Annotated in this window: 17 protein-coding genes and 1 pseudogene; 5 read left to right on the top strand and 13 right to left on the bottom strand. The window is 57.9% G+C overall.

Going from position 1 to position 23336, the window contains the following annotated elements:
* Nucleotides 1–630 (bottom strand): annotated as a pseudogene (locus IGS51_RS14440) (ABC transporter ATP-binding protein); the annotation flags it as partial.
* Between the two features lie 695 nt (nucleotides 631–1325).
* Between IGS51_RS14440 and IGS51_RS14445 the strand changes: the two are divergent.
* A complete protein-coding gene (locus tag IGS51_RS14445) occupies nucleotides 1326–2564 on the top strand; it encodes a septal ring lytic transglycosylase RlpA family protein (RefSeq protein WP_297079217.1) in 1239 nt (412 codons plus the stop codon).
* Nucleotides 2565–2964: 400 nt separating this feature from the next.
* Here IGS51_RS14445 and nth read toward each other — a convergent pair whose 3' ends face one another.
* The 4 genes from nth to gcvT all read right to left on the bottom strand — a co-directional run bounded on the left by nth (nucleotide 2965) and on the right by gcvT (nucleotide 6563).
* Entirely contained in the window at nucleotides 2965–3684 is a 720-nt protein-coding gene (gene nth, locus IGS51_RS14450) for an endonuclease III (RefSeq protein ID WP_297079219.1), read from the bottom strand.
* Nucleotides 3685–3758: 74 nt separating this feature from the next.
* On the bottom strand, nucleotides 3759–4850 hold the full coding sequence (gene rseP, locus IGS51_RS14455) for an RIP metalloprotease RseP (protein ID WP_297079221.1): 1092 nt from the start codon (nucleotides 4848–4850) through the stop codon (nucleotides 3759–3761).
* 107 nt (nucleotides 4851–4957) lie between these two features.
* Nucleotides 4958–5353: a glycine cleavage system protein GcvH gene (gene gcvH, locus IGS51_RS14460; protein WP_297079223.1), complete on the bottom strand. Its 396-nt coding sequence runs from the start codon at nucleotides 5351–5353 to the stop codon at nucleotides 4958–4960.
* A 121-nt stretch (nucleotides 5354–5474) separates the two neighbouring features.
* A complete protein-coding gene (gcvT, locus tag IGS51_RS14465) occupies nucleotides 5475–6563 on the bottom strand; it encodes a glycine cleavage system aminomethyltransferase GcvT (RefSeq protein WP_297079225.1) in 1089 nt (362 codons plus the stop codon).
* 232 nt (nucleotides 6564–6795) lie between these two features.
* Between gcvT and gloA the strand changes: the two genes are divergently transcribed.
* On the top strand, nucleotides 6796–7221 hold the full coding sequence (gloA, locus tag IGS51_RS14470; RefSeq protein WP_297079227.1) for a lactoylglutathione lyase: 426 nt from the start codon (nucleotides 6796–6798) through the stop codon (nucleotides 7219–7221).
* A 74-nt stretch (nucleotides 7222–7295) separates the two neighbouring features.
* On the opposite strand, the gene IGS51_RS14475 is transcribed toward gloA, so the two are convergent.
* Both IGS51_RS14475 and IGS51_RS14480 read right to left on the bottom strand, forming a co-directional pair.
* Nucleotides 7296–7742, bottom strand: a complete 447-nt coding sequence (locus IGS51_RS14475; protein ID WP_297079228.1) for a dTDP-4-dehydrorhamnose 3,5-epimerase — start codon at nucleotides 7740–7742, stop codon at nucleotides 7296–7298.
* A 222-nt stretch (nucleotides 7743–7964) separates the two neighbouring features.
* Complete coding sequence (locus tag IGS51_RS14480) at nucleotides 7965–9551, bottom strand: glucose-6-phosphate isomerase (RefSeq protein WP_297079261.1); 1587 nt, start codon at nucleotides 9549–9551, stop codon at nucleotides 7965–7967.
* 358 nt (nucleotides 9552–9909) lie between these two features.
* Here IGS51_RS14480 and IGS51_RS14485 point away from each other — a divergent pair, with 358 nt between their 5' ends.
* On the top strand, nucleotides 9910–10923 hold the full coding sequence (locus tag IGS51_RS14485) for a pentapeptide repeat-containing protein (RefSeq protein ID WP_297079230.1): 1014 nt from the start codon (nucleotides 9910–9912) through the stop codon (nucleotides 10921–10923).
* A gap of 46 nt (nucleotides 10924–10969) precedes the next feature.
* Here IGS51_RS14485 and IGS51_RS14490 read toward each other — a convergent pair whose 3' ends face one another.
* The 3 genes from IGS51_RS14490 to IGS51_RS14500 form a co-directional block, all read right to left on the bottom strand.
* The gene (locus IGS51_RS14490; RefSeq protein ID WP_297079232.1) at nucleotides 10970–12349 is read right to left on the bottom strand and encodes a hypothetical protein; all 1380 of its coding nucleotides are present in this window, start codon (nucleotides 12347–12349) and stop codon (nucleotides 10970–10972) included.
* 79 nt (nucleotides 12350–12428) lie between these two features.
* Nucleotides 12429–13955 carry a ferredoxin:protochlorophyllide reductase (ATP-dependent) subunit B gene (bchB, locus tag IGS51_RS14495; RefSeq protein WP_297079234.1) on the bottom strand — a complete coding sequence of 509 codons (1527 nt, stop codon included), beginning with the start codon at nucleotides 13953–13955 and terminating at the stop codon, nucleotides 12429–12431.
* Nucleotides 13956–14327: 372 nt separating this feature from the next.
* Nucleotides 14328–15098, bottom strand: coding sequence for a DUF429 domain-containing protein (locus tag IGS51_RS14500; RefSeq protein ID WP_297079235.1), 771 nt, complete (start codon nucleotides 15096–15098; stop codon nucleotides 14328–14330).
* A 234-nt stretch (nucleotides 15099–15332) separates the two neighbouring features.
* On the opposite strand from IGS51_RS14500, the gene IGS51_RS14505 reads away from it, so the two are divergent.
* A complete protein-coding gene (locus tag IGS51_RS14505; RefSeq protein ID WP_297079237.1) occupies nucleotides 15333–15593 on the top strand; it encodes a hypothetical protein in 261 nt (86 codons plus the stop codon).
* Between the two features lie 43 nt (nucleotides 15594–15636).
* Here IGS51_RS14505 and IGS51_RS14510 read toward each other — a convergent pair whose 3' ends face one another.
* The 3 genes from IGS51_RS14510 to IGS51_RS14520 all read right to left on the bottom strand — a co-directional run bounded on the left by IGS51_RS14510 (nucleotide 15637) and on the right by IGS51_RS14520 (nucleotide 19864).
* The gene (locus tag IGS51_RS14510) at nucleotides 15637–16539 is read right to left on the bottom strand and encodes an SGNH/GDSL hydrolase family protein (RefSeq protein WP_297079239.1); all 903 of its coding nucleotides are present in this window, start codon (nucleotides 16537–16539) and stop codon (nucleotides 15637–15639) included.
* A gap of 141 nt (nucleotides 16540–16680) precedes the next feature.
* Nucleotides 16681–18285: an ammonium transporter gene (locus IGS51_RS14515; RefSeq protein ID WP_367279342.1), complete on the bottom strand. Its 1605-nt coding sequence runs from the start codon at nucleotides 18283–18285 to the stop codon at nucleotides 16681–16683.
* 406 nt (nucleotides 18286–18691) lie between these two features.
* On the bottom strand, nucleotides 18692–19864 hold the full coding sequence (locus tag IGS51_RS14520) for a cysteine desulfurase family protein (RefSeq protein WP_297079241.1): 1173 nt from the start codon (nucleotides 19862–19864) through the stop codon (nucleotides 18692–18694).
* 340 nt (nucleotides 19865–20204) lie between these two features.
* Here IGS51_RS14520 and IGS51_RS14525 point away from each other — a divergent pair, with 340 nt between their 5' ends.
* Nucleotides 20205–23309 (top strand): TIR domain-containing protein, encoded by a 3105-nt coding sequence (locus IGS51_RS14525; RefSeq protein ID WP_297079242.1) that lies wholly within the window; start codon nucleotides 20205–20207, stop codon nucleotides 23307–23309.
* The last annotated feature ends 27 nt before the right edge of the window (nucleotides 23310–23336 follow it).

Genomic DNA, 23336 nt, shown 5'->3' on the forward strand with positions numbered 1-23336 from the left:
GCCCGCCATAACTACGACTTCGTGAAAAAAAAGTTGGAGGAACTCCAACAACAGGAGCAGCAACAGCAGCAGCGGATTAAATGCCACCAGCAGCGACAGCAAACCCGCAAAGGTGATGGACTGACCCGCTAGATCAATCAGCGTTTCAAACACACGCACGGGGTAGGCGCTGCCGCTTTGCTGGGCACGGTTGAGCGTGTCGTAAAACTCTGGCAGTTCGTAGTGGGCCAGATCGAGCCGAATTGCCTGTTTTAGCAAGATTTGGTTGGCATACAGCGTGAAGCGGTCATTCAAAACCTGGGTGGTGTAGGTTTCAGCTTGATTAAGACCAACTTGCGCCAGCGTAATGCCCAGCCCCAGCCCGACCAAGCGACCTAAAACTGTCCAATCGACTCCGGGCTGCGATATCTCCAAGACCACCTGATCGACGATGAGCTTGCTGATGTAAAGCTGGGCGACGGGGATGAGGGCGTTGCTCAGCGTGATCCCCAGTTGCAGCAGCAGCAGCCGGGGTGCCGCTTGCCAAACCAACTGAACCAGGCGGGGCGTATTTGCCAGGACGGCCCAAAAGCGATCGCGCGGAGAAGGTTTTTCGGGGTTGCGGGGGAGGAACTTGGTACGTTTTGGCATAACACCCATGAATGTGATACCATACTATGATAGCTTTAGTCTTTTGATATCGAATAAAGTGGCATCAGGGACAGCTAGAGAACAACGGACTGAACGCAAAAATCCTCTCTTCCCCTTCACTGCGCTTCGCATGACCCCATAGATTGCCTGAGAGACACTGCAAGTTTGGATTGCTCGGTTCAACGGAACAAGGCTGAGGTTGAAAGGCCAAAACTGGAAGGCTGAAATTGACGGGAGAAAAGTCTAAGAAAAACAAAAATTATGTAAAGTTTCCGTGAAGTAAGTTTGCGGAAGAAAAACCTCAAATACGCTTGGGACGAAGGATTTACCCGACAAATCCGTATGAAGCTTGTGTAAAGTTTTCTACGCATATTGGGGAACCCTGATCCCCAGGCAAAATTTCCTATGCTAGGCTAAGTCAGTTCCACAGCCATAAGTTGAACACGAAATGAGTACGAGTTGAGCGGTCAGCCGTTAGGCGACTCAAAAATTTTCTGCCTGGTGCAAACTTTTTGAGTTGCTTTGCGGATGGTCTGCTCTGATTGAACCCGATACGGCGCTGGCTCACTACTGGTCAATGCGTCTGTGTTTAGTGTGCTTGGCGTGATGGACGGCCGTCAGAGTATTTTTGCGGCGATCGCCATCCCAAAGCTGGTTCAGGGTCTCGGCTCACCATGTCCTTCACTATGGAGTGTATGTCTCAGAAACTTTGGAGCGGCCTCACGACTGCCGCCTTCCTGTTCACTGCTCTAGCACCTGTCTCGGCTGCCTTTGCAGACGCACAGACAGATCTCGCTAGCGAGGGTGACGAGGTTTCCCAGGAAAAGGTTCCCTCCCTGGATGCCTCAGCCGAGCTAGGTTCCCCTGCGCCACTGTCTGCAACCGTGGGTAGCGCCTCGGAAACAGATACAGCCCAGCCCGGAGCTATTTCGGAAACCCCGTCCACTCGTCGGATTGCTGCCGCCCTCGGCGAAGTCCGCAAGGTAGGCGAGTATCAAGACCAGGAAGAAACAGATACCGCTGAAGACTTGACGGTCACCATCATTCCGCATGAGGTGAACAACCGCTCATCAGCCACGCTCCGTATTCAGAGCATTCCTGTCTTCACGTTTTTGGGTGCCGTCACCCAGCCCGATCCATCATCGGTTTCTACAGCAAGCGCGTTAGATAGCGCGGCTGAAGGTAGGGCGACTGGCGAATCGGAAACGGTCAAGCGCCCAACCCCACCCGAAGTAGATGCGTCTGCGGTGGTGCCTGGGCAGCCCGATTCCGGCTCAAGTGCAACGGCGGACGCTTCGGCCGACCCGATGCAGCGAGCTGGGGCGATCGCGGCTCGATTGCGCCAGATCTACCGAGATGGCACCAGCGCCGAAACGATTACCGTCCGCTGGGATGCCCAGCGCGAGCGCTACGTCATCCAGGTTGGCAGTGAAGAGCTAATCGAGATGAACGCCGATATTATCTTGCCGGACACTACGCGCAACCCAGCCGAAGACGCGCTGCAAGCCACCAATCGTCTTCGTCGCTTGTTGGGAAGCGCTCCCCCGCTGCAAGATATCCAAGATCGTCCCCGTCCTGCGGTTCGTGTGTCGGTGTCTCCTGCAAACCGAACAGGCAGTACGCGAGTTGCATCAGGCATTGCATCCTGGTACGGCCCCGGATTCCACGGCAACCGCAGCGCCAGCGGCGAAGTGTTTAACCAAAACGCCATGACCGCTGCCCACCGCTACTTGCCCTTTGGAACCCAGGTGCGCGTGACCAACCTCAACACCGGACAATCGGTGGTGGTTCGCATCAACGATCGGGGCCCATTCTCACGGGGTCGAGTGATTGACCTATCGGCGGGGGCTGCCCGCGCCATCGGCATGATCGGTAGCGGTGTCGCACCTGTCAGTCTGGAGGTTATCGGTCGCAGCCAAACGGCATCTCGCTAACACCAGAGGATGTAGCCCTGCTTTGCTAGCGTCTATATTTCGCTAGCGTCTATATAAATAAGCGCAGTTTGGAAGGCCCCTTTTGGTACGCATGTTTGAAGCAACGGTTTGAAGCAACGGACTGTCGCTGAAGCGATTATTTCGCGACCAGAACTGTCCCAGTGTCAGCAACACGGCTGTGGAACGCATCGGCTAGATGTTGCTGCCAAAACCAAACTTGCAGATCTCAGCCATGCTTGCGGGTAGAGTTCGCCCCCCATTTATTTGACTCCCATTGATGAGTCTGATGAGTCTGCCCAAGCAAGCTGAATTTACCTGAATCTAATAAAGCTGGGAGCGATTCACCAATCAACTCCCAGCTTTTTGTTTGGCCTTGAGCAGGGGCCACAAAGCTATGAAATCAAGGTTCGAGGAGCGCAGGTTTCTGTATAGGTGCAGGCGTTGTCGCCAGTGCAGCTTTTGTCGGGTCGGCGGAGGGGCAGAGATCGACCAACTGGCAGCGATCGCACGCCGGGTTCCGCGCATTGCACACCGCCCGCCCGTGATAAATCAGGCGAATCGACCAGTTTTCCCAGTCGGGCTGAGGCAATAGCTTCATCAGGTCGCGCTCAATTTGCACGGGTTCTGTATGCGTCGTCAGCCCAAGTCGCTGGCTCAGCCGCTTGACGTGAGTATCCACCGTCACGCCCGCATTAATCCCAAAGGCATGAGCCAGCACCACGTTTCCAGTCTTGCGGGCCACACCCGGCAGCGTCAACAGTTCTTCCATCGTCTGCGGCACCTGTCCCCCAAAATCAGTGACGATTTTGCGACAGGCTCCCTGGATGTTTTTTGCCTTATTGCGATAAAATCCCGTAGAGCGCACCAGTTCCTCAAGCTCTGCCAGGTCTGCACTCGCCATTGAGGCTGCATCCGGGAAGCGGCGAAATAGCTCCGGTGTTACCTTATTCACCCGCTCATCCGTACACTGGGCCGACAGGATTGTGGCCACGAGCAACTGCACGGGCGTTTCATAATCTAGCGAGCAGGTCGCATTCGGATAGAGCCGCTTCAGCCGCTCCAAGATCTCCAGCGCCCGAATTTCCAGGGCCAGCTGCTTCTGTCCCGCCCGTCTTGGCACGCAATCTCTTCCTTGTCTAAAGCCTGTCCAAAGCTTGTCTAAAGCACGTTCCCGACGCAGGTCACTGAAGCAAATTACTGAAGCAAATTTCTGAAAAAGGACAGTTGGGTAGTGTCTCGCACAATCAGAAACACGCCCAGCCCTAGCAGCAGCATCAATCCCGTCTGCATGACGCTCTCCTGGAAGCGAGTGGGCAGTGGTTTCCCGCGCAGCGCCTCGATCAGCAGAAACGCCAACTGTCCGCCATCCAGCGCAGGCAGGGGTAGAATGTTAATAATTGCCAGATTGATGCTGATGATGGCCGTGAACGGGAACAGGTTGATCCAGTCATTTGCCGCTAGGTTTGCGCCCTGCTCCACAATCTTGACCGGGCCAGCCACCTGCCCTGACACTGACGAGAAGTTCGTAATCAGCGAGACAAAGCCCTGAACTATCTGCGAGAACGCATTCTGAAACTCTCTGGCGGCAAGGCTGAACACCTCGAAGAGTCCATTTGGACGGCGAAACTCAACCTTGCCATTCGGGTTCAGCAGTACGCCAATCTTGCCCACGCCTTCGGCATCTGGCTTCGGCGTAACGCTGAGATTGACCTGCCCCGAATTGCGCTGAACGGTCAGATTAATGGGGCGATTTGGACTTGTAGTAATAGCCTCCATCAGCACTTTCTGAGCGGCTTCGCCTTCGCCCAAGCTTTGCCCATTGACCGCCAGCACAATGTCGCCATCCTGCACACCTGCCAGCGCGGCCGGCGAATCGGTGGACACCACCTGCGAGATCAGCACGCCCGGTTCATAGTTAAACGCCTGCGGCACGCCAACCACTGCCACCTGCGTAACGAACACCAGATAGGCAAACAGTAGATTCGCAATTACTCCGGCGCTGATCACGATCGCCCGATCGAGTACGCCGCGATTCCGCATCAGGTTGGGGTCGTTGGGCGGAATGTCGCTGTCGGGGTCGTCGTCTGGGAAACCCACGAAACCGCCTAGCGGAATGGCGCGAATCGCATACTCCGTTTCGGGGCCCTGATACTTCCACAAGATCGGCCCAAAGCCCAGGGAAAACCGATTGACATGAATCCCCTGGAGCCGCGCCGCCAGGAAGTGCCCCAGCTCGTGAACAAAGATAAGGAGTGCAAGAACTGCGATCGCCGCCAAAACCGACATAAGCTAGCCTGAGTTACTACTTTACGATGCGTGTTTACAACGCATACTTACAATGTGTGTTTACGACGCATATCTGTCCATTCTAAAGGGATTCCCGGATTGATGGGTTACCCCTCCTCTCCCTCCACCAGCGCCACATACTCTTCCATCGACAGCGCATCGTCTAGCTCGGCTCCATCGCTGACCTCCACTTTGAGCAGCCAGGCCGTGCCGTAGGGGTCGTCGGCAAGCTGCTCTGGCGCGTCGAGCAGGGGGTCATTGCGCTCGATCACCTTGCCAGAGAGGGGCGCTTTTAGTTCTTCAACAGCCTTGACCGATTCCACCGTGCCAAAGGTTTCGCCCTTTTCCAGCGCATCGCCAACTTCGGGCAGTTCTAAAAACACGATGTCGCCAAGCTGATCAACTGCAAAGGCCGTGATGCCTATCGTGGCGGTATCTCCATCCAGGCGGATGTACTCGTGAGAATCTGTATACTTCAGATCTTCGGGATATTCCAGGCTCATAGGTTTGGGCGCAATGAAGCGTACAGGAAAAGATTACCGTAATTTTCGGCGTTGGTCGGTCTGATTTCCGACAGGGCTGGGGCTTGATCAGCGCTCACAAATCAGCGTTTTCAGAATCTTTTCAGCGTTTATAGAAAGGGCGCTTGACGACGGTGGCCGGGTAGCTCTTGCCGCGAATTTCGACTTCCAGGATTTGCCCGATTTTGGCAAGGTCGGCGAGGACATAGGCCAGGGCGATGGGGCAGCCCAGCGTGGGCGAGAGCGTGCCGCTGGTAATTTTGCCGATGGGTTCGCCGCTGTGCAGCACGGGGTAGTCGTGGCGGGCGATGTTGCGACCCGTAAGCTGCAAGCCGATGAGCCTGCGAGAAACGCCGTCCTGCTTTTGCTGCACAAGGACATCCCGCCCGATGAACTCTGGCACTTTGTCGAGATGCACAAGCCAGCCGAGGCCGGCTTCGAGGGGCGTGGTGGTGTCGTCGATATCCTGGCCGTAGAGCGCCATTGCCGCCTCTAGCCGCAGCGTATCGCGGGCCCCCAGTCCGCAGGGCACTGCGCCCGCATCGAGGAGCGATCGCCACAATTCGCGTCCTGTTTCTGGCTCCACCATCACCTCAAAGCCGTCTTCGCCCGTATAGCCCGTCCGCGCCATAAACCCTGGCTTTCCTAAAACATGGCCTTCGAGATGCCCGAATTTCGGCACATTAGATAAATCTTCTTCGACAAACTTTTGCAGCGTGGCGACGGCATCGGGCCCCTGGACGGCCAGTAAAGCGCGATCGCCCGACCAATCCTCCAATTCCACCCCTGAGAGATGCGCCAATAGCCACGCCTTGTCTTTCTCAGTTGTCGCCGCGTTCACAATCAGGTCTGCCCGGTCTCGCCCTTGGGCATAAATAATGAAGTCGTCCACAATGCCGCCCTGCGGATTCAGCAGCACGGTGTATTGCGCCATGCCCGGTTGCAGCCCGCCCAGATCCGTGGGCACTAGCCGCTGAAGCTGGGTCAAGATTGCCTCGCCACGCAGCACAAACTTGCCCATGTGGGAGATGTCGAACACGCCGACGCTCTGCCGCACGGCCTGATGCTCCTGTGTGATGCCGCCAAACTGCACGGGCATCTCCCAGCCCGAAAACGGAGTCATGCGGGCTTGTTGGGCGATCGCCAAATCATACAGCGGCGTTCTGCGGAGCGCGTCAGTCATAGGAGACATTACCGAAATGGGTCAAATATTAGCTGACTGTAGCCTGAGTATAGAAGACGGGGCAAGGTGAGGCGAGTGGGACGAGTGGGGCAAGTGGGACGAGTGGGACGAATCAGAGAATCAGAGAATCAGAGAATCAGAGAATCAACGCTAGACCCCGTTCTCCCAACGCCGCGTCACGCCAAAACCCTGCCCTAGAATAGGAGGGAACACAGCAACGGAGACACGAGAGGCGAACGCTATGAGAATGCTGCATACGATGCTGCGCGTGGGCAACCTGGAAAAGTCGCTGGCGTTTTATTGCAATGTGCTGGGAATGAAGCTGCTGCGCCAGAAAGATTATCCCGGTGGCGAGTTTACGCTGGCGTTTGTGGGCTACGGCGATGAGGCAGATCACACCGTGCTGGAATTGACCTACAACTGGGGCACGGACAAGTATGACCTAGGCAATGGCTATGGCCACATTGCGCTGGGCGTGGAAGATATTTACGAGACGTGCGATCGCATTCGAGAACTCGGCGGCAAGGTGACGCGAGAGCCTGGCCCCATGAAGCACGGTTCGACGGTAATCGCCTTTGTGGAAGATCCCGACGGCTATAAGGTGGAGCTGATTCAACTGGGCACCCAGGGATCGGCGCAAAAGCAGGAAACGGCCGCAACGGCATAGCGAAAAGGGAGGCAGGAAGCCGCGTGCATTCCTCGCTCAGCCGACCTCCTGCCCCCGTGCAGCAGCCTGAATCCCTAGCTTGCGATCCCAATGGGATATTCCAACTCCGCTAGCGCGGCGCGAGCCTTCACAAAATCAAACGGCATCGGCGGTCTCATCGGACGATAGTCTTTGGGGTGGGCATCGCCATGTCTCAGCACCGCATTCACCAAAAAGCACGGCTCGGAACCCAGATGGATCGCGGCGTGGGGAATGCCGGGGGGAATCGTGACCACTGTGGGGTGGCGATCGCTCAGGGGAATATATTGATACTCGCGGTTTTGTAGCACCACCAGCACAAAACTGCCGCGCACCACCAGAAGCTGGTCGGTCTGGAAGTGGTGGACGAATAAATCATCAATCATGCCCGCCGGAATACTGACCAGCATCGTTTCATTGCTGGACTGGGGGGTATAAAACTCAGCCATGCCGCCCTTGATCGAGGTCAACGGGCGAATTTCAACGCGACCTTTCAGACCCATATCAGCACCTCATCTGTGAGCGTACAGTTTTAGCCTATACGTCCACTATAAAAAGATTGTTACTGAAATGGCAAAACCGGCACGTTTCGTGATATGAAAGTTTCCTCTTTTTTACAAGGCGTGATCATGCAAAGGCAGGGGCAGAGCGCCAAACTCCCCACCCCTGCCAAACGGGTTGATCTGTTGCACCGATCGCGCCGGAGACTCAAGCCACAAACCCGACTAGCGGCCAGAAACCGTCAGGCTGCTGGGCTTGCCCAGATCTCCGGCCAGCGTAATGCCGCGACCATTGGCGCTGAGATGGCGGACGATGAGATAAACCGTTTCTACCTGGTCAGATGCGCCGATCTTGTCCGCCAGTTCTGCCAGCGAGAGGGGTTGCCCGGTGGCCTTGAGGGTAGCGACGATCTGCCGCTGCAACTCCAGCACCGAGGCCGCTGCCTTTTTGCCTGCTTCTACACCGGGCTGGTGGTAGGCGTTGATATTCACCAGCGAGGCATAGAGGCTAACGGCCCGCTCGTATAGCGCGATCAGTGCGCCGACGATGCGCGGCGTGACTTGGGGAACCGTCACCGTGATCGAGTCGCGCTGGTTTTCGTAGAGCGCCTGACGAGTGCCTTGCAGCAGCCCCGATAGAAAATCGCCGCTGGTGGCTCCGGGTTCCACCTCGATCGAGTCTCCCTGGCGATCGCCCAGCACCTCAATAAACGTGACAAAGAAATTGGGCACGCCCTCCCGAAGCTGCTGCACGTAGGCGTGTTGGTCAGTAGATCCCTTGTTGCCGTAGACCGCAATGCCCTGATAGACCTTATTGCCGTCGAGATCGGTTTCTTTGCCCAGCGACTCCATCACCAGCTGCTGCAAATAGCGCGAAAACAGCAGCAGGCTGTCTTTGTAGGGCAGCATCACCATGTCTTTTTCGCCCTTGCCGTTGCCCGCGTAATACCAGCACAGCGCTAGGAGGGCGGCGGGATTGTTGCGAAGATCGGGGACGCGGGTGGCTTCGTCCATTTCCTTTGCGCCGTCCAGCATGGCCTGGATATCAATACCTTGCAGCGCCGCAGGCAGCAAGCCCACGCTGGAGAGTTCGGAGGTGCGACCGCCCACCCAGTCTTGCATGGGAAAAGTGGCCAGCCAGCCCTCAGACTTGGCAATGCCATCCATCTTGCTACCGGGCATGGTGACAGCGACGGCATGTTGCCCAAAGTTTAGCCCGTGCTTTTCGTAAAACTGCTTGACTTCCAACATGCCGTTGCGGGTTTCGGGCGTGCCGCCGGATTTGCTGGTAACCAGAACCAGCGTGCTGTTCAGCCGGTCTTTGAGCCGATTTAGCACGCGGTCCATGCCTGCGGGGTCGGTGTTGTCAATGAAGTGAATTTTGAGCGGCGCGGGTTCTGGGCCGAGCGCTTCGGCGACAAACTGCGGGCCGAGGGCAGATCCACCGATGCCGACCGATAGCAGGTCGGTAAATTTCGTGGCCTGGGGCGGGCGGATTTCGCCTGCATGAATTTTGGCGGCAAATGCTTTGACGCTGCCCAGGGTATCTACGATTTCGGCTTTGATCTCCGGACTGGGCGAGAGGTCGGGGTTTCGCAGCCAGTAGTGGCCGACCATGCGGTTTTCGTCGGGGTTGGCGATCGCCCCTGCTTCCAGCGCCGCCACGTCCTTAAACGCTTTCTCAAACTTGGGTTTCATGCGCTCCACAAAGTCATCGGCAAAGCGCATCCGGCTAATATCGAGATACAAACCCAGCCCTTCATGAAAGTAAAGCCAGTCTTGATAGCGTTGCCAGAGTGCAGTGGCATCCATCATTGTTTTTACCCTTTGCATTCATCACCCCACAGTTTAGCGGCCCGGTTTGCAAGACAGATGAAGCTTTAGACACGTCAATTATTTAGATTTCCCGTAGCTCGGATGAGTTTTTGCGGGGTCTTGCTTAGAGTTGCTGTAGAGGCGCGGGATGGGGACGACGGGCGATCGCCCCTGCTCAACTGATCCCAACAAACGGCTCAACCCAACTCATGGCAATCGGGGCGGCGATTTTGGGCGCAGCGCAGACCACCCCCCATTCAGCCGCCGCCATCGGCGATCAACCGGCGATCAATCTATGATGCAGAGAGGATTTCCGCCATCCCCGCGCCCCTAGGGAAATGATATGGTGTTCTAGATGAAAGACCTCGAACACTACTACCGAGTCCTGGATTTGGAGCCTGGCGCGTCCCTCGAAGAGGTGAACCAGGCTTACAAAGACTTGGTGTTTGTGTGGCATCCCGATCGAATTCCGACTGATAACGAGCGACTGCATCAGAAGGCGCAGGAAAAGATTAAGGAAATTAACCAGGCGCGCGATCGCCTCCGCACCTTTTTGAAATCCGACGCTGGATCAAGCGCTGCCGCCAGCCCATCGGCTCAATCCACCAGCAGCACTCGCCCAGAGCCATCTCGCCCGTCCTATTCCCGCGCCCGCTATCGCCCGCCAGCCCGCCCCGGATACGCCCAAGGCTCCACTTATAAAGGCGCATCCGACCCCAGTTCTTCCTATCGCGGCGCAGGCTATCCCGGTAGCGCATACTCCAGCTATCCCGGTGCTGGGTCGTCTGGCTCCAGTTATTCCGAATCCACCTATTCTCATTCCACAGCCAGAGGAACAGCTGGCCCATCAGTCCACCACTCCCCGCAGCCGCCCAGCGGGAATGGCAACAGCGCCCATGCCTCCGGCAATAGCCACACCAGCCACACGCATCCAGGCAATTCCCACAGCAGCCACACCAGCCCGCCGCCGCCGGAACCGCCGCCCCGTCCCCCCCGTCGCCAAGACCCCGACCTCAGCGGCAGTGACTTGAGCGGGCGCGACCTGCGCGAAAAAGACCTGAGCGGGCGCAACCTCAGCAACGCCAACCTCAGCGATGCCAACCTCAGCGATGCCTTTTTGCACCGCGTTAACCTAAACCATGCCAACCTGGAGCGGGCTAATCTGTTTCGCGCCAATTTGCTAGAAGCCGACCTCAGTCACGCCAACCTGCAAGATGCCAACCTGATTGGCGCAGACCTCAGCGGGGCAGACCTGCGCGGCGCAAACCTGCGCGGGGCCCGCATGGGCGTGAAGGATCGGATTATGGTAAAGATGACGGGGGCATACCTCAGCGGGGCAATCATGCCGGATGGAGAGGTTCATGCATGACGGGGGGCTAGATTCGGAGAACATCGCGCCCTCACTCTCCCTCTACTCACTCTCTCTCTACCAGCACCAAATAGCCCACCAGGTTTGAGGGAGATGCTGCGCCACTCGCCTGGGTCAGGGCTTGCAAAATAGCAGGCATATCGGCCTGTTGCAGGTTGCCGGATTCGTCGTATTGCTCCAGGGCGGAGAGGCAGCCAATCGCAGGACTCCAGCCATAGCTGTGGGGAAAGCGGGCGCTGTTGGCAAAAAAGGCGGGGTCTTCGCCGGAGCCGTGGATGCGAAAGAGTCCCCGACCCATGCGCCCGGCCCAATAGCTTTGGTAAATCGGGAAATAATTGCGCCAAGACGGGGGCAGCAGGGCGCGATATTGGGCGATCGCCCCCACGGTTCCCGGCTGTCCTGGCAAGAATTCCCGCACGCCGGCCTCATGGGGCACGTACAGATTCACGCGGGGAAACTGCCCGTAGGCGCGGAAGGTGTCGGCGCTGGGCGATCGCACGCCTTCAATCCGATAAATGCCCTGGGGTGTGTCGCCCCGTGTTAGGTTCCAGCGTAGCCCGTGGAGCGATCGCCGCAGCAGCGGCACTGACCATCGCGTCCCGTCTGCCCGTTCCATAAACGCCCCCGTCCGGTCTTTGACCGTCAGTTGACACAAGGCCGTGCGATCGCGCGGACACAAGACATAGGCGTGCATCTGGTTAGGCGCAATTTGCCAGTCCAGCAAATCTTGCAGCGGCGGCAGGGCCAGGGGCGCATCCAGCACTGCCACGTCGCGCAGGGTCGTGTCCAAAATCGGCTCCTGCTGCCAGGTGGGGAAGCGCTGCCGGACGCGATCGCCCCACTGCCGACGATCTGCCGCATGGTCTGTAGCCTGCGCCAGAGCCGAGAGGGCGATCGCCACCCAGCGGGGGTTCTCGCTGCGCTCTAGGACTTGCTGAAGCTGTGCTGCAATTTGCGGAGACGAGGTTTCGCTGAGCAAGCGCTGCGTCCCCACCTGAAGCGCCATTTCCACCACCGACCGCTGCGCCGACGAAAACCCCTGCTCATCGGGTGAATAGGCAAACTCCAGCAGCCGCGCGATGGCTGCATCAATCGATTCGTCGGCCGGTTCCACGATTGCCGTCGCCCACAGCAGCCCGCGCCAGTGGCCGACCGTCTCCTCCGTCAGGGGATATCGCGCTAGGTCATAGTGTTCTGGACGAATTTTGTCCTGCTGTTCCTGGCGAAATGCCTGACGTGCGGCGGCGGTGGCCTGCGGCTGGCGGGTTCCGGCAAGGGCAGCCGTAGCCATGCCGACACTGAGCAGCACCCCCACAGCCAGCACTCGCCCAGCCCAAAACGCCCAAGCAACAGGCTGAACGGCTGTCTGGAACGGGTAGGGCGATCGCCCATGCGTTAAACGGTTCGCTAAACTGCTGGAATTCACTGAGAAGAAAACTATCGAAACATCAGGCACATCACTGTCCCTGCAAATCTTAGCAAACCCGCATTTCAGCGATCTCGCTCTATGCGCCGACGGCTTCTTTGGCCGCGTAGAGGACTTCGGCGGTAATAGTTTCAATGCCGCGATCGCGGGCAAATTTTTCGGTGTTGCGCTTCACCTTGCCGCGCACAAATCCGGGAATGCGGTTCAGTTCTGCTAGACCATCCTTGCTCCACGCCAGATCAGAATCCGCCGAAACGCCCTTCGTGATGACCTCTTTGGTATCGTGCCCGCCAAAGATTTCCAGCAGGTGATCTTCCATGCCTAGCGTGAAGGAGTTGTAGATCAAATCCGCGATCTGATTCGTCCCTTCGTACCCCATAAATGGTTTATAGCCGATGGGGAAATTCTGGATATGAATCGGCGCGGCGATTACCCCGCAGGGGATATCCAGCCGTTTGCCGACGTGGCGCTCCATTTGCGTACCAAAGATGGCAGCGGGTTCCAACCGGGCGATCGCATCTCCAATTTCGCCATTGTCATCGCTGATCAAAATCTCATCGCAGTAGCCGCGCACCTGTTCACGAAACCATTCAGCATCGTATTTGCAATAGGTTCCCGCCAGCACCACGCGAATGCCCATTTCCCGCGCCAGGATCTTGGTAATCGCCGCTGCGTGAGTGTTGTCGCCAAACACGACCGCCTTTTTACCCGTCAGGTTTTGACAGTCAATCGAGCGCGAAAACCAGGCTGCCTGAGAGACATATAGCGTCTGGTCTTGAATGAACGATTCGTAGTCTACGTTTGCGCCCTGCTGGTTCAAAATGGTTTGAATTGCTCGAATACAGCGGGCCGTTTCCACCACACCCATCGGCGTAATGTCTACAAAGGGCATTCCAAATTCAGCTTGCAAATACTCCGCTGTCATCCGCCCCAGTTCGCGATAGGGAACCAGGTTAAACCAGGCGCGGGGCAGGTTCTTTAGCTCATGCACTGATGCGCCTTCAGGAATGACCGCGTTGACCTGAATGCCCAGGTCACCCATTAGTTTTTTCAGTTCGCGACAGTCGTGCTGATTGTGAAATCCCAGCGTGGAAATGCCGATGATATTGACGGATGGCTCCGTCGTTTTATCCGTCCGCAAATCATCTTTTTTGCGGGCCTTTTCAATGTAAAACTGCACGATTTGATGCAGCGTGCGATCGCCCGCTTGCAGTTCATTCACCCGGTAATGATTCACATCTGCCAGCAGCACATCGCTTTTTGCCTCTAGCTGCGCCCGCTCGACAAAGTTCTGCAAATCTTCTTGCAAAATGCTGGACGTGCAGGTGGGTGTCAGCACGATTAGATCGGGGCGTTCTTCTTTGTCTTTGCGCGTGATATTGTCTACTACTTTTTCCTGCGAACCGCGTGCCAAAACGTTGCGATCCACAATACTCGCCGTGACAGGCGTGAAGTCTCGCTCCCGTTCCAGCATCGATCGCATCACGTTGAAATAGTCGTCCCCCAACGGCGCGTGCATAATGGCGTGGACGTTCTTGAAGGAACTGGCTACCCGCAACGTGCCAATGTGGGCTGGGCCAGCGTACATCCAGTAGGCAAGTTTCATAGGGGTTTGGAGTTGGGGACAAGGAGGCGCAGCAAGCCCAGATGTAGAGCGGGCACTGGCCCCGTTTACGATATTCGATTGTCGCAGAGGATGGGGAACCCGGAGTGCGGGCTGTAACGGACGGAAATGTGGGGTTTAGCCAGAGAGCGATCGCCCAATCTCTTGCCTGGTCGATGTTGTGGCGATCGCCCTCCACCCATGTCCCCGCACCCACCGCAATGATTCTTGAGATTTCGTCATAACCTGCAAGCTCTGAAACCTGACCCCCAGCGCAGGGCAAACGGATGCGCTTGCGTCCTCAACGAGATAACGAGATCGCTGAAGAGAACCACTGGCTAAACCTGCGTCAGACATTGGATATGGGGCTTGAGCTTATCCCACTGGCATAGCTTCTTCTGCGTGGCTTAACGGGTCAGCAGCAGGGGCAGGAACGACGATGTAGCCCTGAGTGCGATCGCCCAACACCCAGTTTCTCGCCTCGCCCCAATACCACCAGTGGGCGGCAATGTAGGCACACACAATGCTGTCGAGCATGTCTTCTACGGCCTTCAAGTCCACACCGCGCACGGGAATGTTGGGCAGGGTTTGATCGGGCATAAAATGCAGCGCTGGGGTCAGGGCAGGCAGCACAGTCAGGACGTAATGCCGCAGTTTAGCGAGTTCGGCACGACGTTCGGCAACGGGGCCCTTTTTATATTTCAAAATGCGCGACAGCCCAAACAAATGCACCATTGCCGGGTGCGGGAAAGATTCGATTTGAAAGCGGATGGGAGCCTGGGGCTGAATCGTCGGGGCGTGGGCAAAGCCGCGAGCCTCCAGGTTGAGGCCAAGCTGCACGGTGCGCTGAGCAAACGGGAGTCCCAGATTGGCCGGATAGCAGCCCGCGTGATAGCGTCCAAAGTGCTTGTGGGCCAGGCGATCGGGCAGGCGCATTCCGGTGGCGTTGGGGATTAGCGTGGGTGCATCAACTGCCACCCCCGCAGGCTCTTCTGGCGACACGCAGGCATCGATCCAGGCCAACAAGTCGGGAATATCGGCAAGACGGGTAAGATCCTTCAGCCACAGAGCGTTGTCCTGAAACACCAAGCAACAAAGGCCACTGGGCTGAGAAGTCCAGCCAAAATCGATGCCAAGAAACTTCATAGAAAGAATTTAGAAGGGATTTACGTAATTTTGATATCCCAGGCTGATATTTATTTGCATCACTCAGGCTTATCACTCAGGGTGTATGACTCAAGTTGCATAGCTAAGTTTGGACGGCCAGTAGGTTTCTGTAGCTAAAAGCCCTGGCTCCCTACTTGGTTCCTTAAATTTGGTTCCTTAAATTTGGTTCCTTAAACATTGACTGCTCCTGCCCCTACCCTAAGGAGACTCCTCATGGCTGAAATTGTTGAGTGCCCAAGCTGCGGCAAAAAGACGGTGATCCTGGCTGGCCCCAATCTCTACCAGTGCCTCTCTTGTGACTTCAAGCGTGACCTTTCGACCCCCAAAGATCCCTCGCCCAACAACGACTTTCCCTGGATTTGGATCACGCTGATTATTCTGATGTTAATGTCTTACTTCCAGCCCATCTTGCGGGATAATCGCCCGGTTCAACAAACGCGCCGAGTCGCACCGTCTTCAATGCTTTATTTTTGAAGCAGAATTTTTGAAGCAGACGTTTATGGCGTAATCAATCGCGCTACCCGGTGGGCAGTGTTTGCCGCAGGTACAGTTGCAGCGCTGCCCGCCACACCAGGTAACCCTGCGAATTGAGATGCAAACCGTCCGTGCTGAGGAACATCTTAAGGTTGCCCTGGGCGTTGGCAAAGAGCGGATATAGATCGAGATAGTAGGCTCCTTCAGACTGGGCGATCGCCGCGAGTTGTTGATTGAGCGCCCGAATGCGGCTGTTAGGTAAGGCTAAGAGGCGATCGCGCCCTTCCCAAGTTGCCTGCTCTGCGGCATGGGGCAGGATGGACTGCACCAACACTTGCGTTCCAGGGTGGGTGCGGCGTAGATAGCGCACAATATCTCGATAGTGAGACAGGATGGCTGCATCGTCTGCGCCCCAGATCAAATCGTTGATGCCGATCATCACCACGATGGTTTGGGGCTGCACAGGATCGAGGAGATGGAGGCGTGCCCGCAGCCGATCGGTGGTGTCCCCCGAAATGCCCTGATTAATCCAGTTGCGCTCTGGCGGCAGCAGGTCAGGCGGAAACCATAGACTGATGGAATCGCCCAGCAGCACGGCCAGCCGCTCTGGTGGATTTTCGGCGGCGGCGATCGCCTCTTGCTGCAACAGGTCAACCCACTGCTGATAGTTCAGCAGGTGGCGTGTTCCGGTCTGGGTGGCGGGTGGGGGCACAGCTTGTGGGGGCTGGGGCAACGCCTGAGACAGGGCGCCGGGCGCGAGGCGAGTGTGGTGATGCCGCAGCAGGGTTCCTGTGAGTAAGGTCAACATCACGGCATTGGCTATCAGGGAAGCCCGCACAATTGGCGGCTGCGATCGCCACTTTGTCCGCAGTTGCCGCAACCGAGCTTGCAGCCGGGCCCAGTAGGGCGCGAGGTAGATTGCAAACTGAAGAGAGCGATCGCGCATCGGTCTTGTCTCTCAGTCCTTTTTGCTCAGGGTTGGAAATCGGATGTAAAAAGCGGTGAGCCTGATCAAGCATCAAGACTCACCGCTTATGATACTGAATCTCTTCTAGTTCTGAGGAAACCCAAAACAGAAAGTCAGCGATTAGTTCGGATTACCCGCAATGCCCGTGGAGGTGCTGCTGGTGGTGTAGACACCCGAAGGAGCGCCCGTCGCATCTTTCACAAAGCCAGCGTAGGCTTCCATGCCGTGCTCGCCAATGTCCAGACCCACCAATTCTTCTTCCGCAGACACTCGAATACCCATCAGAGCCTTGAGCGCATACCAGAAGATGGTAGACAGCACGGTGATGATCAACCCACAGAGCAGCGTACCGCCAAGCTGAATGCCGAACTGGGTCAAGCCGCCACCATAGAATAGACCCGCCAGTGGGCCACCACCCTCTTCATAAAGCGTGCCATCAGGCCCCTTGGCAAACAGGCCCACCGCCAGCGTACCCCACAGACCGTTCACTAGGTGAACCGAGGTTGCGCCCACTGGGTCATCAATGCGGATGCGGTCGAAGAAGCCGACAGCCAGCACCACCAGGATGCCGCCGATCAGACCGATGATGGCCGCAGCGCCCGCAGTGACCCAGGCGCAGGGGGCAGTAATCGCCACCAGACCGGCCAGAACGCCGTTGATCGTCATAGACAGATCAGGCTTGCCCAGCAGAGACCAAGCCGTGAAGGTCGCCGCCACGCCACCAAAGGCAGCCGCGATGTTCGTGGTCAGCGCGATGTGGGCGATCGCCGAACCGTCGCCAACCCCCATCGTCGAGCCGGGGTTGAAGCCAAACCAGCCCAGCCACAGGATCAAGCAGCCCAGCGTGGCAATGCTCATGTTGTGGCCTGGCAGGGCATTGGGAGTACCATCTTCGTTGTATTTCCCAAGACGGGGCCCAAGGATAGCAGCACCCATCAGCGCAGCCCAGCCACCCACGGCGTGAACCACCGTCGAACCGGCAAAATCCCAGAAACCAGCACTACCCAACAGACCGCCGCCCCAGACCATGTGGCCCGTGATGGGGTAAGCGATGCCGACCAACAGTAGGCTGAAGAGCATGAAGTCAATGAACTTGATGCGCTCAGCAACCGCCCCAGACACGATCGTCGCCGCAGTTCCAGCGAACACCAGCTGGAAGAAAAACTTGGCAGCCAGAGGAACGCCCGCCCAGCTAATAGCGCTGTACACGCCTTCGTAAGCATCACCCGTTGCAGGGCTGTTGTCTGCGCCAGAGAGGAAGAAGGGCGCAGCCGTGCCAAAGAAGGGGTTGCCATCGCTGAACATCAGGCCCCAGCCGATGAACCAGTAGGCGATGGTGGACAGAGCGAACACGATTAGGTTTTTGGAAAGGATATTAACAGCGTTCTTTTGGCGGCAAAAGCCCGTTTCTAACATCCCGAAACCTGCGTTCATAAAGAACACGAGCACCCCTGCCAGCACCACCCAGAGGGTGTCCAGACCGACTTGCAGGGTAGCGGTTGTCTCAGCCAGAGACTCGACCGTAGGCGCATCCTGGGCAACCGCAGCCGTGCTGCTAACCAGCAGGATCAGCGCCACTAGGGGAATGCAGGCTTGCCAAGTCGGAGAGAGAGAATTAATGGTCGCCCGAGGGCGCTCTAAAAGCATTTTGGCGATCGCAGACAGACCGCGCCGATCGATCAGCGGCTGCCGTCTGTTTCGCTTTTTGAGAACTAATCTAGACATTGGTGGACGTTCCTTGAACGTAGATAGACTAATGACGCGGCTCAAAACCGACACCGCATCCCCAAATCGAAGAGGAGGATAATAGACCAGCCCAGACTTTAAAGAGCTAGGTCAACTTGGCAGATTATATGATTGCCGTTGCTCCAAACAGTCGCACCTGTGGCAAAAAACGCCAGCAGACGCAGATCCATAGGCAGAAGCCCATAGAAACTTGGCGCAGGGCGTGAATCAATTAATACAGATTCCACCAATGAAGAGAAAGTAAATCTGTATCCTGAATTACAAAACCAGATCTTCGACTCAAATCCCCCTACAGGTGGGATCAGGGAAAGCCTACCCCGCAGAACCTACAGCACTTTGCGCTAGAGCAGAACTGGGCGTTTAAGAGACTCACACCATAAGAGGCTCACACCACAGACTGCTGCAAGCCTTGTCCGGCCGCCAGACGATCCAGGATTTGCCGGAGGGCGATCGCCGTCCAGTCGATATCGGAAGTGGTCGTGTAGCGTCCCAAAGTAAGCCGAATGCCGCCTGTGGCCTGGCGATCGCCCAGTCCCATCGCCCGCAGCACAGGGCTGGGCTGGAGCTTGCCGCTGTTGCAGGCAGAGCCAGCGCTGATGCCAATACCAGCTAGGTTCATCTGGCGCACCAGGGTTCGACCCGTCAGGGCTTGTCCGTCGGCGTGGCGCAGGCAAAAGCTGACGTGGTGGGGCAGTCGATGCAGGCGATCGCCCGTAGGGATAAGCTCCGGCACGTCGGCCAACTGGTCAAACAGGCGATCGCGCAGGGAGATCAGCCGGGGCGTTTCGCTGGGTAGCTCGCGGGCAGCCAGTTCTGCGGCCATGCCAAATCCGGCGATCGCGCCCACAGCCTGAGTTCCCGACCGTAGTCCCTGCTCTTGTCCGCCGCCGCCCAAAAGCGGAGCCAGCGCCACGCCGGGCCGGACATACAAAGCCCCCACACCCTGCGGCCCGTAGAGCTTGTGGCTGGACAGCGAGAGCAGATCTACAGGCAACCGCTGCACATCTAGCGGCAGCCGCCCCGCCACCTGCACCGCGTCGGTATGAAACCGTGCGCCGTGATCGCGGGCGATCTGTCCTAGCACTTCGATCGGCTGGAGCGTCCCGATTTCACTCTGTCCGTAAATGATGGAAACCAGTACCGTGTTGGGTCGCAGGGCTGCCTGCAAGTCGGCCGGATCGACCCGCCCCTGGCGGTTGACCGGAAGCCGCGTCACCTGCCAGCCCTGGCGCTCCAACTGGCGGGCTGGTTCCGTGACGGCCGAATGCTCAACGCTGGACACGATCAAATGCTGGGGCGCGGAATATTGACGTGCGATGCCGTAGAGGGCCAGGTTATCCGACTCGGTGCCGCCGGAGGTAAACACAATGCTGTCAGGTGGTGCATTGATCAGGGCAGCGACCTGGGCGCGGGCCAGTTCCAGGGCTTCGGTGGCCCGCTGACCCCACTGATGCAGGCTGGAGGGATTGCCCCACTGCTGAGTCAAAACGGCGTGCCAGCGGGCGATCGCCTCTGGGCGGGTGGGCGTGGTGGCGCTGTAGTCCAGATAGATCTGCATCGAGCATTCCCCGCAAACTCCATTTCTCAGGATATCGCGCCCCGATGGCAGCAGCGGAACATCCCTGTTCTAGCTCGATGTTCTAGCTCGATCTCAACTCGTGCCGTCTCAACTCGTGCCGTCTCAACCCGTGCCGTCTCAACCCGTGCCGTCTCAACCCGTGCCGTCTCAACCCGTACTGATGGAGTAGCTTGTTTTTCCATGCAAATATAAAAAATGCCAACAACTCGCTCGATCTCCCAAACTGCCCGGTAGGATAGAACCATTCTGGGGTTGCCCATCGCTTCCCTACGGTTTTCCCAAACGGTTTCCCCCACCGCTTCTTTAAGTTGCATCTACCATGAGCGATTTGGCATCCGGGTCTGCTGCTGCGTTCTCTGCGCCCTCTCTTCCTGACAACATCACGGGCATTCGCATGGCGGATGTGCTGCTGCTGCCTGACGAACAGCAGTCGGTGGTGCGGTGGCTGCTGCGCCATAATGTTGTGTCTCTGAGCGAAACGGCTGCTCACTTTCAGCAGACCGAAGCTGAGATGCAGGCGTTTTTGCTGCCGCTATTGGAAAAGCGCATTGTTCGCCAGGTGGAGCAGGAGGGGGCGATCGCCTATGAGGTGAAACTGGCACACAAATCCAACCGCCGGATGCCCAGGGACATCTGGAAAATCCTGGATGTGTCCAGCGAAACGGCAAATGTCTTTGTGTCCTATTCCCGTCGCAACAAGCCCTTTGTGCAAACGCTGGTGCAGGCGCTCCAAAAACGAGGGCGCGAGGTCTGGGTTGATTGGGACAGCATTCCGTCGGGAGCGGACTGGTGGGAAGAAATTAAGCTGGGCATTGAGGTCGCCGACACCATGATCTTTGTCCTCAGCCCAGAGTCGGCGGCTTCGGAGGTGTGTGGCCGCGAGCTAGAACATGCCCTGCAACATCAGAAGCGGCTGCTGCCTGTGGTTTGCAAAGACGTTGACCCGGCGCTGGTGCATCCTGAACTGGGCAAAATCAACTGGATTTTTTTGCGAGATACAGACAGCTTTGAAGTTGGGTTTCGCAACCTGGTGTCGGCGCTGGATGCCGATTTGTCTTATGTGCGAACCCACACGCGGCTGCTGGTGCGGGCAACGGAATGGAACGCACGCGGCAAGGATCGCAGCCTGCTGCTGCGGGGCAGCGAAATTCAGGAGGCCCGGCACTGGCTAGCAGAGAGCGATCGCAAGTCCCCCCAAGCGCTGCAAGTGCAGAAGGAATACATCTGGGCTTCGTACAACGAAGAGATGGATCATCAGCAGGAGGAACTGGCAGAGCAAAAGCAGATCCTCCGGCAGCAGCGATTGCTGACCCAGACGATCACCGCGGCAGGAGCAATGGCGATCGCCCTTGGGATCGTGTCCTTCAGCCTGTATCGCTCGGCGGAAAGTAGCCGCAGCCTTGCGGAACGGGAGCGACTGACGGCGCTAACGGAGGCTTCGGGGGCGCTGTATGGCTCGGGGCAAACCTTTGAAGCGCTGGTGAAGGCCGTAGAGGCAGGGTTTACGCTGAACACCCTAAAGCGGAGAGAACAGGCGCAGAATCCAGACGTGCGATCGCGCGTGTTGTCTTCGTTGCAGCAGGCGATTTACTGGGTGCACGAGCGCAACCAACTGCGGGGACACGCCGGAGCCGTGTGGCAGGCCGCCCTCAGCCCCGATGAGCAACGGCTCGCCTCTGCCAGCGCCGACGGCACGGTCCGCCTGTGGCAGATGGATGGAACGCCTGTGCAAACGCTGGCAGGCGACACCTCCCAGGCGCTCAGCGTTGTCGTGCTGCCTCACGAACGAATTGTCAGCGCCCATGACGACGGTAGCCTTTGGTTTCGCAAGCCCAACGGCACAGGAATTCGCCAGTTTGCCCACGGTCAGGCGGTCAATGCGCTGAGCGCCGCGCCCAATGGAGGGGCGATCGCCGCCGCCAGCGAAGACGGCACGGTGAGCTTGTGGGATGAAGCGGGTCGGCGATTGGGCACACTGCCCAGCCAGAACACACCCGTCCGCATCGTCGCCCATAGCCCCGATGGAAAAATCCTGGCAACGGGCAGCGCCGACGGAATGATCCGCCTCTGGCAGACGGATGGAACCCGCTGGAAGACAATTCCCAGCGGCGATTTGGCGGTGACCAGTCTAGCCTTTAGTCCCAACGGGCAAATCCTGGCCGCCAGCGGGCTGGATGGGCAGGTACGGCTGTGGCGGCTGGACGGCACGCCCATCCACACCTTCCAGGGGCATTCCTCGCCAATCTATAGCCTGGTATTTAGCCCAACAGACGATTTGCTGGCCACTGCGAGCGCCGACAAGACGATCAAGCTCTGGCGATTGGACGGTACGCTGCTGTCTACGCTGGGCGGCCACACCTCCCAAGTTCATAGCCTCCGCTTCAGCCGCGATGGCAAGACGCTGATTTCTGGCAGTGGCGATCGCACGCTGCGGCTATGGCGCGTGAATCACACGCTGCTGAACCAACTGTATGACCACACCGACCGGGTGTATGATGTGGACTTTTCTCCCGATGGCGACCTGATTGCCTCCGCCAGTGGCGATCGCACGGTGCGCCTGTGGAACCGAAACGGCCAGTTGCAAAAGACCCTGGCCGGCCATACCGCCGCCGTGCGCGGCGTGGCCTTCAGCGCCGATAATCAAACCCTGGCTTCGGCCAGCGCCGATCGCACGGTAAAGCTCTGGAACCGAAACGGCGACTTGTTGCAAACCCTGACTGGCCACACCGCCACCGTGAACGAAGTTGCCTTTTCACCCAGCCGCGACCAGATTGCCTCCGCCAGCGACGATGGCCTGGTGCGCCTCTGGCAGCGCGACGGCCGCCTCGTGAACACGCTCCAGGGGCATCGCGGCAGCGTTCTCAGCGTAGACTATAGCCGCGACGGGCAGATGCTCGCTACAGCCGGCACCGATAAGGTGGCCATGCTGTGGACGGCAGAGGGTCGCAAACTCCGCACGCTGCGCGGCCACAGCGGCAAGGTGTATCACGCCAGCTTTAGCCCCGATGGACGGGCGATCGCCACCGCCAGCTACGACAACACGGTCAAGCTCTGGACACCCGACGGCACGCTGTTGGTCACGCTGGAAGGGCACAGCGATGGCGTGCTGCATGTCGGCTTTAGCCCCAATGGGCAAACCCTGACGACCGCCAGCTACGACGGCACGATCAAACTCTGGACGCTGGAGGGCAGGCTCATCAGCACGCTGCGCGGCCACCGCGACGGGGTCAATGCTGCCGTCTATAGTCCCGATGGGCAGACCCTCGCCACCGCCAGCAACGACCACACGATTTTGCTGTGGACGCTGACCCAGATGGATGACCTGGAACATTTGCTGAACCTGGGGTGTGACCTGCTGCAAGACTATCGTCACAGTCTGCCTGTGCTGGAACAAGGCCGATTGGCAGAGTGTGATAAGACTTAAGCAGTTGGACGATTTCTCGCGGCTCGC

This window comes from Thermoleptolyngbya sp. M55_K2018_002 (genome assembly GCF_015295965.1).
Classification (GTDB): domain Bacteria; phylum Cyanobacteriota; class Cyanobacteriia; order Elainellales; family Elainellaceae; genus Thermoleptolyngbya; species Thermoleptolyngbya sichuanensis.

What these genes read in the sequence shown, in the direction of transcription:
- IGS51_RS14445 (WP_297079217.1), top strand. Translation starts at nt 1,326, where the DNA reads ATGTCTCAGAAACTTTGGAGCGGCCTCACGACTGCCGCCTTCCTGTTC.
- rseP (WP_297079221.1), bottom strand. Translation starts at nt 4,850, where the DNA reads ATGTCGGTTTTGGCGGCGATCGCAGTTCTTGCACTCCTTATCTTTGTT.
- gcvH (WP_297079223.1), bottom strand. Translation starts at nt 5,353, where the DNA reads ATGAGCCTGGAATATCCCGAAGATCTGAAGTATACAGATTCTCACGAG.
- gcvT (WP_297079225.1), bottom strand. Translation starts at nt 6,563, where the DNA reads ATGTCTCCTATGACTGACGCGCTCCGCAGAACGCCGCTGTATGATTTG.
- gloA (WP_297079227.1), top strand. Translation starts at nt 6,796, where the DNA reads ATGAGAATGCTGCATACGATGCTGCGCGTGGGCAACCTGGAAAAGTCG.
- IGS51_RS14475 (WP_297079228.1), bottom strand. Translation starts at nt 7,742, where the DNA reads ATGGGTCTGAAAGGTCGCGTTGAAATTCGCCCGTTGACCTCGATCAAG.
- IGS51_RS14480 (WP_297079261.1), bottom strand. Translation starts at nt 9,551, where the DNA reads ATGGATGCCACTGCACTCTGGCAACGCTATCAAGACTGGCTTTACTTT.
- IGS51_RS14485 (WP_297079230.1), top strand. Translation starts at nt 9,910, where the DNA reads ATGAAAGACCTCGAACACTACTACCGAGTCCTGGATTTGGAGCCTGGC.
- bchB (WP_297079234.1), bottom strand. Translation starts at nt 13,955, where the DNA reads ATGAAACTTGCCTACTGGATGTACGCTGGCCCAGCCCACATTGGCACG.
- IGS51_RS14500 (WP_297079235.1), bottom strand. Translation starts at nt 15,098, where the DNA reads ATGAAGTTTCTTGGCATCGATTTTGGCTGGACTTCTCAGCCCAGTGGC.
- IGS51_RS14505 (WP_297079237.1), top strand. Translation starts at nt 15,333, where the DNA reads ATGGCTGAAATTGTTGAGTGCCCAAGCTGCGGCAAAAAGACGGTGATC.
- IGS51_RS14510 (WP_297079239.1), bottom strand. Translation starts at nt 16,539, where the DNA reads ATGCGCGATCGCTCTCTTCAGTTTGCAATCTACCTCGCGCCCTACTGG.
- IGS51_RS14515 (WP_367279342.1), bottom strand. Translation starts at nt 18,285, where the DNA reads ATGTCTAGATTAGTTCTCAAAAAGCGAAACAGACGGCAGCCGCTGATC.
- IGS51_RS14520 (WP_297079241.1), bottom strand. Translation starts at nt 19,864, where the DNA reads ATGCAGATCTATCTGGACTACAGCGCCACCACGCCCACCCGCCCAGAG.
- IGS51_RS14525 (WP_297079242.1), top strand. Translation starts at nt 20,205, where the DNA reads ATGAGCGATTTGGCATCCGGGTCTGCTGCTGCGTTCTCTGCGCCCTCT.